Raw genomic sequence first — 10,708 nt, forward strand, 5'->3', positions numbered from 1 at the left:
CAGACTGCTGACAAAGTCCTCGCCAAAGCGCGAGGATTTTTTATAATGGGGCATGCTAAATACTCGACCGCAAACCCAATCCTCGATGGAGTTCGTCTGTATTGACGAGCTAGTCCCCTCAGACCACCTGCTGCGCAAAGTCGATAAACATATCGATTTCAGCTTTATTCATGATCTCGTCAAAGATCTCTACTGTGCTGATAACGGGCGACCAGCTTTAGATCCAACACTACTCTTTAAGATGTTGTTAGTTGGCTACTTATTCGGTGTTCGCAGTGAGCGCCAGCTGGTTCGCGAAGTGCAAGTGAACGTCGCTTATCGTTGGTTTTTAGGTTTAAACTTAACGGACAAAATCCCAGATGCCTCTACATTTAGTCAAAATCGTCGCAGGCGGTTTAATGAGTCAGGTGTATACCAACAAATCTTTGATGAAATCGTTTTGCAGGCAATATCAAAACGACTGGTATCAGGAAAGCACCTCTTCACCGACTCGACCCACCTAAAAGCCAACGCCAATAAACACAAGAAAACCAAAGTTCAGGTCGCCGCCTCTCGTCAAGATTACATGGATGCGCTTGATAGCGCTGTAGAGGAGGACAGATTACGCCACGGAAAAAAGCCGTTAGCGCCGACAACGAAAGCGCCAGTCACCAGAGAAATAAATAAAAGCACTACCGACCCCGACAGTGGCTACATGGTACGAGATGAAAAGCCTAAAGGGTTCTTTTACTTAGATCATCGAACAGTCGATGGTAAATGCAACATCGTTACCGATGTTCACGTTACGCCGGGGAATATCCATGACAGTGTGCCTTACCTGAAGCGGCTAGACCGGCAAATTAAGCGCTTTGACCTACCAGTAGAAGCAGTAGGACTAGATGCGGGATACTTCACCTCAGCCGTTTGTAAAGGCATTGAAGATCGAGGACTGTACGGTGTAATGGGCTATCGCCGCCCCACGCATAAGAAAGGTTATTTCTACAAACGTGAATATCAATACGATGCCGATAGCGATACCTACAAGTGCCCAGCGGGTCAACAGCTCATCTATAAAACCACTAATCGGGAAGGTTACCGCCACTACCAGTCAGATCCACGTATTTGCCAACACTGTGAGCATCTATCACGCTGTACCAGGAACGCAAAGCAGGTAAAAACGGTTACCCGCCATGTTTGGGAAGCGAGCAAGGAGCGGATTAATCAGCACAGGCTAACATCAGAAGGGAAAGTTATTTATAAGAGGCGAAAAGAAACCGTTGAGCGAAGTTTTGCAGATGCAAAACAGCTTCATGGTTACCGCTATGCACGTTATAAAGGATTAAACCGTGTTCAAGGCCAATGTTTATTGGTAGCTGCCGCCCAAAACATTAAAAAGATAGCACTGATGGCAGCGTAGGCCATTTTGTCGTTTAAAACCTCTGAATTAGCACCCTAAAAGCCGACTAGAAGGCGATTTAAGCACCTTGGTGATTAATTTGGGGAATCGCCTAAATTCTATGCCTGTGTGAGAACGAGCCGTAGAAACGACAAACCCCAGTAAAAATACGGGGGTTTGTCAGGGATCTGGGGTGCCAATTGGCACCCTTTTTTGTGGTCGCGCAGTGCGTTTTGGCTAGCCTAGCTTAGACGCTGTTTTACCGAGGCCAGTTTCACGCAGGTCACAAATACGGCCATTGCGCGGTCAATTTCCTCTAAGCTCGGTACGCTTGGGGCAATGCGAATATTGCTATTTGCGGGATCTTTGCCATAAGGGAAGGTGGCGCCAGCGGGGGTGAGTTTTACACCGGCTTCAGCGGCCAGTTTTACAACTTCTTTTGCAAGACCCGGCAGCGTGTCGAAGGATACAAAGTAGCCGCCCTGTGGCTCATTCCAGCTCGCCATGCCGGTGCCGCCTAAGCCTTCGCGCAGGTGCTTGAGAACAATATCAAAGCGTGGTTTAAGCACTGCGGCGTGTTGGCGCATATGCTCAGTGATGCCCTCGGCGTCTTTTAATAGACGAACGTGGCGCAGCTGATTGATTTTGTCGGGGCCGATTTGCGACATACCCAAGTGATGGGTGAATGCTTTTAAGTTTGCCTTCGACATGCCCGCAAAGGCGACACCGGCGCCGGCATAGGTGATTTTTGAGGTGGAGCCAAAGAGGTATACGCTGTCTTCGGTGCCATATTTGCGGCAGCTATCCATTAAGTTAGCGAGTTCTGGTGCGTCGTCGCTTAGGCTGTGAACGGCGTAGGCGTTGTCCCAGAAAACACGGAAGTTATCGCTGGCGATTTTGCCGAGTTGGGCAATGCGCTCAACAACTTGGTCTGAGTAGACGGTGCCAGTAGGGTTGCTAAAGCGGGGCACGCACCAAATGCCTTTGATGGCAGGATCGCTTTTTAGTAATTGCTCTACTGCATCCATGTCTGGGCCGTCGTCTTTTAATGCCACAGGTACTAATTCAATGCCTAGGTGTTCACACACGCTGAAATGGCGATCATAACCTGGTACTGGGGCAAGAAATTTAACGGTGCGGCCTTCGCTGTTCCAGCTTTTGGCTAAGTCGCCAAAGCCTTGATGCAGGCCAAATTGGACGGCCATATACATCAGAGTGAGACTGCTGTTGCCGCCGATAAGGGTTTCTTCTGGTTTTACGCCTAGTACGCCGGCAAATAAGCGTTTGCACTCAGGGATGCCGTCGAGGCCGCCGTAGTTGCGCAAGTCGGTGTTGCTTTCATTACTCAGATCGCTATTCAGAATTTCATTGATGCTGTCTGACAAGGACAGCTGCTCCGAGCTGGGTTTGCCGCGGGTTAGGTCGAGATTCAGGCCTGAGGCTTTAAACTGCTGGTATTCCTGAGTTAGTGAGGTTTCCCAGTCGCGCAGTTGTTCGGTAGTTGCTTGATCGAGTTGCAAAGTCATCACCTTAAATGCGTGATCGCCATAATATGCGATTGATCTGTAGAGTATTGGGCGCGTCTAGCCGTGATGGCCAAACATGCGGGCGGGAAATTATACCTAGTTTTGATGGCTACCAACACCCGTCGGCACAGATTTGCTTGGGGTGGTATCAGCGTTTGGCGTCGGGCAATGGCACGCTGACGCTGCGTCCTGAGGCGGCGAGACGGAGTTGGTGAAGCTCGTCGATGAGGGTTTGGGTGGCGTGGTAGCCGTAGTTAATACGCTGCAAACCGTCGCTTAGCTCGGTTTCGATGTCTTTGCTCATGGCTTTGGCGCGACGAAGTTCAGACCAGTTTGAATGTGGCTGGATGTACCAAAGAATGTCGTCTACCAATTGCAGACTGCGGCGCAGCGGCGCGCTGTTACTGCCGTGACGTAGCCAATGATAGAGAATGATGGTTGTCATGGGGCCGTAGAGCATATTGCCAATATTGACTGGTAGGTCGAGCTCGGTGGTTTTTTCATCGAGCATTTCATGCACTTTTCGGCGTAGTCGCGCGAGGCGCTTTTGGCCTACGTCTGCATTTAGGCTGCGTTTATCATTCAGCTTGATGCTTTGTAGCAAATGTTGGCAGCAGGCGTCGACCTGCTCGCGCACCGCATTGAACTGATTTGCGTTGATATGATGATCGCTAAATTTTTTGCTTATGGTTTTGAGTTCGGCTTCAAATTGCTGACGTTGCGCAAGCGGGGCGTCGTCCCATTGATTGAGAGTGTTAATTAATTGCCGACACACTTGCCTGGCTGGGTGTAGCGGATGCATAAATACGCTGCGGTCTTGCAGCGCAAGCGCACTGACGCTGGTTTGAAGTGTGTTGAGTGAGGATAAAACCCCAGATGATAATCTACGTCGGGTTGTTAGCTGCTGAAATAGTGTGGCGACGGTGTTGAGGAGCTCTTCGTCGCTAGGTTCTATCTGTACACTATTGCTATTCTTGCTGTGACGGTGGGAGTGCAGTTTCAGTAAACGCTGCAATCGTGTTTCGGTCAGTGCCCGTTCTTGGGTGGAAAGGTTTTTTTCCGCCAATTGTTGTTTTATATGGCTGATCCAAGCCTCTAAATTGTGGGTTTGGCTTTCCACTGGCAATGAGCTAAGCAGGTCACTATAAAGTTTGTTCAATTCTTGAATGAGCAGGCCCTGAAACATGGTTAGGGCTTGATGCCGATGACTTGCTTCGAGTTTTAGTGGTACTAAAATTTGCTGAAAGCCGGCCAACACTGTAATGGGAGCGATGGCGCGACAAATAATGCGAAGTTGTGGTTTCTCGTGTTTAAAGTAGGCGTCAGATAATTTTTCAAGGCCCTGCGCTAGGCGATCTAGTTCGGGGTGGCCACCTATATCGTAGGCGCGCTTGGTATTGAAAGCGAGATTAATATGATCTGCAAATAGCCGGAATGCTTCGTCTTGGCCGCGCTTTACCGCTTTTTGCTGGGCCAGTAGTTCAGCTTGTTCGGCTGGGTTATTTGCGCTTAAGGCGCGGCGGTGGAAATTGTCTTCAAGCCGTTCAAAGTAGCGGTACAGGTGCTCGCCAAACCACAATCGTGATTGCGATTTAAGGCGGTCAGCTAGAAGTCCTGTTCCAGTTTGCAGCATGATGGCTTCCGATGTGCCTTTTTTTGATTTTTTCGGCACGATTTCATACTTAAAAGTTTCACAAACATAGCACAAAAGTCCCTTTTTGTGTTGTTGAAATTGTGCTGTTAGGTTTGAAAATGGGGCTTGATTGCTGATTTTGCGTACTTTTTACGGCTTTTCGGCAAGAAAAGTCGCGCGGCGCGGCGCCGGATAACCCTCAATGGTTTGGCTCGCATCCGCTGGATTGAGGAATTCTGCTAGCGAGTGGAAGTTCATCCAGTCGGTACTGCGCTGCTCCTCGCAGCTTGTTTGGCTTACATCGATGAGTCGGGGAGATTTAAATCCGGCTTTCTTTAGCCAGCTTTCTAATGTGGCTGTGCTCGGAATAAACCACACATTGCCCATTTTGCTATACCGTCCCTCTGGCACTAGTACTTCGCCGGCTTTGCCTTCAATAACCAGTGTTTCTAATACTAGCTGGCCGCCGCTGCGGAGACTGTCGCGCAGTGCAATCAGGTGATCAAAGGGGGAGCGACGATGGTAGAGAATGCCCATTGAAAAGGTCGTGTCAAACGCCTCCAATTTTTCTGGAAGGTGTTCAATGCCCATTGGTAAGACGGCGACACGGTCGTCGTTTAGGTATTTTTGTAGCGCGAAATACTGCATTACAAAAAGTGGCGTAGGGTCTATGCCGACAACGAGGTTTGCCCCCGCGCCCCGCATACGCCAACAGTGGTAGCCGCTACCGCAGCCTACATCTAATACCGTGCGGTCTTGTAGCGGTGCGATGGCGTCTTTGAGGCGATCCCATTTCCAATCAGATCGCCACTCGGTGTCTATATGCACGCCAAAGAGTTCAAAGGGGCCTTTGCGCCAAGGGTGCAGACCTTTGAGGGCATTGTGTAATTGCTGATGCTGTGCCTCTGTGATGCTGCCGTCCGCACCAACGCGAGACGCGTTAAGAGTGATGGAATTTGACGCGAGATCGGGCAGAGCAGCAAGTGCCTTCTTCCAGCGGGGTAGGTCGCCGTAGCGGGCTTCGTTTAAGCCGTCGGTAATCTGCTGTGGCAGCGCGTCGCACCAGCCGGCAAGCTCGGGGTGTTGGCTGAGTTTGTTTAAAAATGCGTGGTAATCGATCATTTAATGGCAACGAGAGAGGCAAAATTAAAACACTGGAACCACACATCAATACTGCTGAATCCTGCCTCGCGCAGTCTTTGTTGGTGTTGGTTAAGGGTTTCTGGGACTAATACGTCCTCAAGTGCACTGCGCTTTTGCGCGACTTCTAGTTCGCTATAGCCGTTGGCACGCTTGAAGGCGTGGTGGAGGTCGGTATTCAATTCTTGTAGGTGTGGATCTGCAAAGACAATTTTTTCTGACAAAATTAGAATCCCGCCGGGCCGCATGGCTTCGCTAATGGTTTGGATGAGTTTGGCGCGCTCACTAGCCGGTACAAATTGCAGGGTGAAATTGAGTACTACAACTGAGGCGTTAGCAATGTGGCTGTCTTGGATGCTTTCACAGCGCAACTCGATAGATTGAGGGGCGTCGGCAATATACTGTTTGCAGCGCTCAATCATGGCTGGAGAATTGTCTACCCCGATGATATGACAGTCGCGATCGCCAATTTCCCGCGCCATCGCTAAGGTGCTTGCGCCGAGTGATGAACCTAAGTCATAGCAGTTGCTGCCACTCTGCGCGTACCTTCCCGCCATTACCCCCGTCATTGCAATAATGGTTGCGTAACCCGGCACCGAGCGCTGGATCATGTCTGGAAAAACCTCAACGACATGCTCGTCAAAGGCGAATCGCGCAATGCTGGGCTGGGGCTGGGAGTAGATGGTGTCGTGTTTGGTCATGGCAGAAATTTTACCATGACCGGTCTAAAAAGGCCCTAGGGCTCGTCTTCTTCCGGTTCAACTTCTTCAACCTGGAAGTCTTTAAAGTAGGTGCGGTTTTGGTTGCATCCGTCGGCTGAAGGTGTGGTTATAGTGACGGAGAGGAACCCAAAACCTTCGCTTCCGGTAGGACTTACTTGAATGTTATGTCTAAATGTTCCGACTTGTCCGGCTTGAATGTTAAACTCAGTGCCATTATTGATTGTTCCACGGCTTAGGGATAGAGCAACTTTCGTGCCCTCTGGAAAGCCGAGTTGATTCTCTTCGTCTATGCTCAATTGAATTGTCGCACCGTCGACCGTATTCACTTCAAGATTGCCTCCACTGACGCCCGGTTGTGTTGCGTCGATGTTGAAGTTTCGCTGAAGAACTGAAAGTGATTGGGTGTAGGTTGTTGTGCCGCCAGCTTCTGTATTAGGAGTGGCAACGGTGATTTCAAATACACCATCGCCGGCTTGTTCTGCGGGATCCAAGAAAAAAGTTTTTACCCACGGGCCATAGTTGTTAGTGGACGGCATCGTATATGTGGTGGGGCCAATCAAATTGCCTTGGCTGGTTTTGACGGAAATACTTGTACCTGCCGGTGGAACTTGTCCTCGTGAATCCTCTACTGTTACAGCAATGGACTGGCCGCAGTCCAGTGTAACTTCACTCAATGATGATGAGGGAACTCGAGAGCCACTATTCGCAGCGTCGCCACCGCAGGCAATGATAGGGCTTAGTTGCAGATCGCCTGCTAGAAACGGAGTCACATTTAGGTCGGTCGAACCGGACAGTACGATGACAGTGCTGGCGCTGACGAAAATTGTTTCTGAGTTGGGGTTGCAGTTGTTGTTACTGGCGTTTTCATTGCATAGCAGGCCGTCGTATAAGCTGTTACCAGTGTTGCGGGAGCCATCATTATTGAAGTCGGCAAATTTTTCGATGTTGGCATCGTAAACGCAATTCTCGTTGTCATCTAAGAAGGGCTCGTCCAGATCTTGAAAACTTTCACTATCTTCGAAGCGTCCATTGGTGGGGGAGGCGTCAGTGAAACTTTCCTCGCCAATAGCTCGGGCTAGAATACTGACGCGGCCAGTACTGGGTCTAGGTGATTGGCTTTTTAATTTAACCGTGCAGGCACCGCCGTCGGTTACGCAGCTCGGTTCTATGGCAGCGCCTTCGGCCCAAAATGTTAAGGCAGTACCGTTTGGAACGGGGTTGTTAAAGCGGTCTGCGGCGCGAATGGTGATATCAGTTTCGATACCGTCATAGGCCCAGCCATCGATATTGAATGTTGAAACGCTAAGTGAAAAGCTATCTTGATCCGGTATTCCGGTAGTGACCACAAGTCTACTTGAGACGGCTGAAATATCCTGATTGTTGCGTTCTGCTGTTGCCCGCACTCTAAGAGGTGTAGATGTGGTGCCTGGGTTGACCACCGTACTAACCAGTCCCTCGGCATCTGTGAAGTCGATATATCGACTTAGGTAGGCGTCGCCGCCGTTGCTTCCTGTACCGCTATCTCCGGTGACGAGTTCAAATTGGACTTGTTGATTAGGGAGTGGGCCGCCATTGTCACTTGTTACACGGAATACCACGGTTGATTGAGGCCCAATATCACGGCCATCGCCGGTTTGGTCATTGGTGCCCTCTGTTCCTTTCAGCGCGAGCACTTGTGGAGTTGCTGAAACAAACTGGAGTGCTCCTAAAGGGGGTTGTTCAGTTTGTAAAGTTATGGAGGCTGTTAGCGTTACTCCCTCTACACTGCTGGTTGCAGTTACTATATCTGCACCATCGCAACTGAGAACGGTGTAGGTCGCTAGTACCGTGCCGCTAGTATTGTCGGCGATTGCTGGGTCAATTTCAGATTGACCATTACTGAGGCAATCTGATGTGAATAAAATTTCCGCCGGCCCAGTGTATGCGAGGTCATCTTGGTCGACAAAAAGTACACTCAATTGTGCGGTATCTCCGGTGCTTAATGTTGTTTGAGGAGTGGCTTTGATGAGGCCTTCAACAAATGCGCCTTGAGCAAAGTTACCAAGTTTGACCGTGTTTTCAGTCTCGGTATCTTCTATTGGGGTTAATGTCGGCCCGCCATCACTGTCACCGCCTCCGCAGCCAGCAAATGAAAATACTGTAAACATTAACAGGCAGGTACGAAACAAGGCCTTCATATCGGGTGTCCTCTATCTCTTCGGCAGTTCTGTTTTTCCGTGATGGTTAACAGATTATATGTTTTCTTAGGTTAGCGCAGTAAGTCTCTAAGTATGAAGGAATATTAGCGTAATTTGCTGTTTTGTGCGGAAAACTTGTGATTGATGTTTGAAAAATGGCGGTTTTAGTTGTGTTGAGAGAGTGGTTTGGTGCGGGTTTAGGCTTGCAGCTTGCCCCTTCGGGCTGCGCCATGTATTGAAAAGCATACATGGCTTGTCCCAAATGCTGGTCGCATTTTATCGAACCGCTGCGGCGGGCTGATCAATAACAGGCTAGGGCCTGTTATTGCCCCTTCGGGCGGCTATCGCCGTCTAGATTGCGGCAGCATTTTACCATCCACCCGGAGAGTGTGGCGTACTTATCTGGAGGCGACAAAATCACGGTGAAGTGGTTTTTTAGAATAATGATAGCAAGGGGCGGATTGCCTATAAAGTAAGTTATCTAATTGAATCGTATGGTAGTGAAGATTGGCTGTAAATCAGTTTGGGTCGTGGCGCCATCCAAGTACAAAAGACAATTACCACATTGATGGAGAAGGACGTAAGTTTGCGGAGCTTTGATCTACTTAATGTGGATTTAGCGAGCGCGGAAGGTTGTTTGATGCTTCAAGTGATTTCGGCATTCAATGAGTTTGAGCGTAATCGTATCAGGGGACGTATTTCGGAGGGGCTGGCAAAGGCTAGAACGAGCGGTGTTGCTTAGGAAGACTAGTTGCCACGTCGCCACAAAAGCTGTTCCGGTGGCTAAGATGGAGGGGCTGAGTCAATCTGGTGCAGCTACGTGTCTTTGCCTCAGCTTGGTTACGGTAAAGCGACATTGTAATTCATAACAATCGAACCCAAGCAGCGAAAAGTACGCAAAGCTTTACATGCTGCTTAGGTCTGAAAGGGCTTTGTTAGTTGGTCTTAACTAAGCGCTGAAAGCTAAATGTCTCGCCAGTTTCTTGGATAGTAAATGAGAACAACAAATCAGCCTGCTGGTTGTTGGTTTTTGGCGTTTCTAGTTTGAAACTGATTGAGCTACCGGCACTAACGGTATCGCCGTTAACCAGCCCAACAAATCTCGGAGCAACAATTCCATTTCTATCTATGGCCTGAAGCGATGTTACATTGAAGTCCGTACCCAGGGCTTCTAGGCGAAACTCTCCTAGCGTGATTACGTCGCTCCCTATAATTGACGAATTGTTCGTGCCTTGGCTTGAATATGGGAAGCCTACTTCGTTCTCTGTAGGGTCGAAAATGCTATTCCCTTTTGTATAAAGTCTTACTTTGGGGGCGGAAGCTGTAATTGTGACGGAGTCTGGGTTGGAGTTCTCAGTGCCGTCGCTGACAACTAAACTCAGTACATAACTGCCGGCCTGGTCAGTTAAAAAAGTTGGGGAGGCTTGGGTGGCGTCGGATAAAGCCGACACACTGCCATTTGGTTTGGACACAAAGCTCCAAGAATAACTTAAGGGGTCGCCGTCAGCGTCTGAGCTATTGCTGCTATCTAGTTGGGCAACGTCGCCCACTAAGACAGTCTGATCGGCACCAGCGTTTGCGGTTGGGGGGCTATTGTCGCCGCTACTAGTTACAGTAATCGAGTCGGGGGCGCTGTTAGCATGGCCATCATTTACGATGAGCTGGAAAACATATTGCCCATCACGGTCAGGGGTGAAAAATGCGTCTACGTCAGTGCTGAACGATATCGTACTAGCGCTGCCACTGGGTTTGGAAGTGATAGTCCACGAATAACTCAGCGGGTCACCATCGGCATCAGAGCTGGCGGAGCCGTCCAGCGTTGCTAAAAAGCTAGTTGTTACGTTCTGATCCGGGCCTGCGTTAGCAGTGGGGGCGCTGTTGGCAGTACTGCTTGTTACCGTGACGGAGTCAGGGGAGCTATTTAGCTCGCCATCGTTAACGACGAGCTGGAAAGTATATTGACCGTCTACGTCAGCTGAGAATTGTGGGTTCGCAGCAGTGGTGCTCGAAAGAGAGCTGGCACTGCCGTTAGGCTTTGATGTGGTAGACCATAAGTAAGTAAGAGAATCGCCGTCGGCATCGGAGCTGCTGCTGCCATTTAGAGAGGCGAGCGTACCAGTTGTTACGTTCTGATC

Annotated in this window: 8 protein-coding genes; 2 read left to right on the forward strand and 6 right to left on the reverse strand. The window is 49.6% G+C overall.

Going from position 1 to position 10,708, the window contains the following annotated elements:
- The first annotated feature begins 52 nt into the window (after positions 1–52).
- The gene (locus tag C0068_RS10460) at positions 53–1,396 is read left to right on the forward strand and encodes an IS1182 family transposase (RefSeq protein WP_103682823.1); all 1,344 of its coding nucleotides are present in this window, start codon (positions 53–55) and stop codon (positions 1,394–1,396) included.
- Between the two features lie 221 nt (positions 1,397–1,617).
- Here the strand turns inward: C0068_RS10460 and C0068_RS10465 are convergent, their stop codons facing one another.
- The 5 genes from C0068_RS10465 to C0068_RS10485 form a co-directional block, all read right to left on the reverse strand.
- A complete protein-coding gene (locus C0068_RS10465) occupies positions 1,618–2,895 on the reverse strand; it encodes an aspartate aminotransferase type Ic (protein ID WP_103684451.1) in 1,278 nt (425 codons plus the stop codon).
- Between the two features lie 154 nt (positions 2,896–3,049).
- Positions 3,050–4,534: a DUF1631 family protein gene (locus tag C0068_RS10470; RefSeq protein WP_103684446.1), complete on the reverse strand. Its 1,485-nt coding sequence runs from the start codon at positions 4,532–4,534 to the stop codon at positions 3,050–3,052.
- 150 nt (positions 4,535–4,684) lie between these two features.
- Entirely contained in the window at positions 4,685–5,656 is a 972-nt protein-coding gene (cmoB, locus tag C0068_RS10475) for a tRNA 5-methoxyuridine(34)/uridine 5-oxyacetic acid(34) synthase CmoB (protein ID WP_103684447.1), read from the reverse strand.
- A complete protein-coding gene (gene cmoA, locus C0068_RS10480) occupies positions 5,653–6,375 on the reverse strand; it encodes a carboxy-S-adenosyl-L-methionine synthase CmoA (protein WP_103684448.1) in 723 nt (240 codons plus the stop codon). The genes cmoB and cmoA overlap by 4 nt, the downstream gene beginning before the upstream one ends.
- A 35-nt stretch (positions 6,376–6,410) precedes the next feature.
- Complete coding sequence (locus C0068_RS10485) at positions 6,411–8,573, reverse strand: hypothetical protein (RefSeq protein ID WP_103684449.1); 2,163 nt, start codon at positions 8,571–8,573, stop codon at positions 6,411–6,413.
- 523 nt (positions 8,574–9,096) lie between these two features.
- Here C0068_RS10485 and C0068_RS19870 point away from each other — a divergent pair.
- Positions 9,097–9,315 (forward strand): recombinase family protein, encoded by a 219-nt coding sequence (locus C0068_RS19870; protein ID WP_199176156.1) that lies wholly within the window; start codon positions 9,097–9,099, stop codon positions 9,313–9,315.
- Between the two features lie 193 nt (positions 9,316–9,508).
- Here C0068_RS19870 and C0068_RS19530 read toward each other — a convergent pair.
- Positions 9,509–10,708: PKD domain-containing protein (locus C0068_RS19530; RefSeq protein ID WP_233208795.1), on the reverse strand; the 1,200-nt coding region annotated here is incomplete at its 5' end.

This window comes from Zhongshania marina, assembly GCF_002915595.1.
GTDB lineage: Bacteria > Pseudomonadota > Gammaproteobacteria > Pseudomonadales > Spongiibacteraceae > Spongiibacter > Spongiibacter marinus_B.

What these genes read in the sequence shown, in the direction of transcription:
- C0068_RS10460 (WP_103682823.1), top strand. Translation starts at nt 53, where the DNA reads ATGCTAAATACTCGACCGCAAACCCAATCCTCGATGGAGTTCGTCTGT.
- C0068_RS10470 (WP_103684446.1), bottom strand. Translation starts at nt 4,534, where the DNA reads ATGCTGCAAACTGGAACAGGACTTCTAGCTGACCGCCTTAAATCGCAA.
- cmoB (WP_103684447.1), bottom strand. Translation starts at nt 5,656, where the DNA reads ATGATCGATTACCACGCATTTTTAAACAAACTCAGCCAACACCCCGAG.
- cmoA (WP_103684448.1), bottom strand. Translation starts at nt 6,375, where the DNA reads ATGACCAAACACGACACCATCTACTCCCAGCCCCAGCCCAGCATTGCG.
- C0068_RS10485 (WP_103684449.1), bottom strand. Translation starts at nt 8,573, where the DNA reads ATGAAGGCCTTGTTTCGTACCTGCCTGTTAATGTTTACAGTATTTTCA.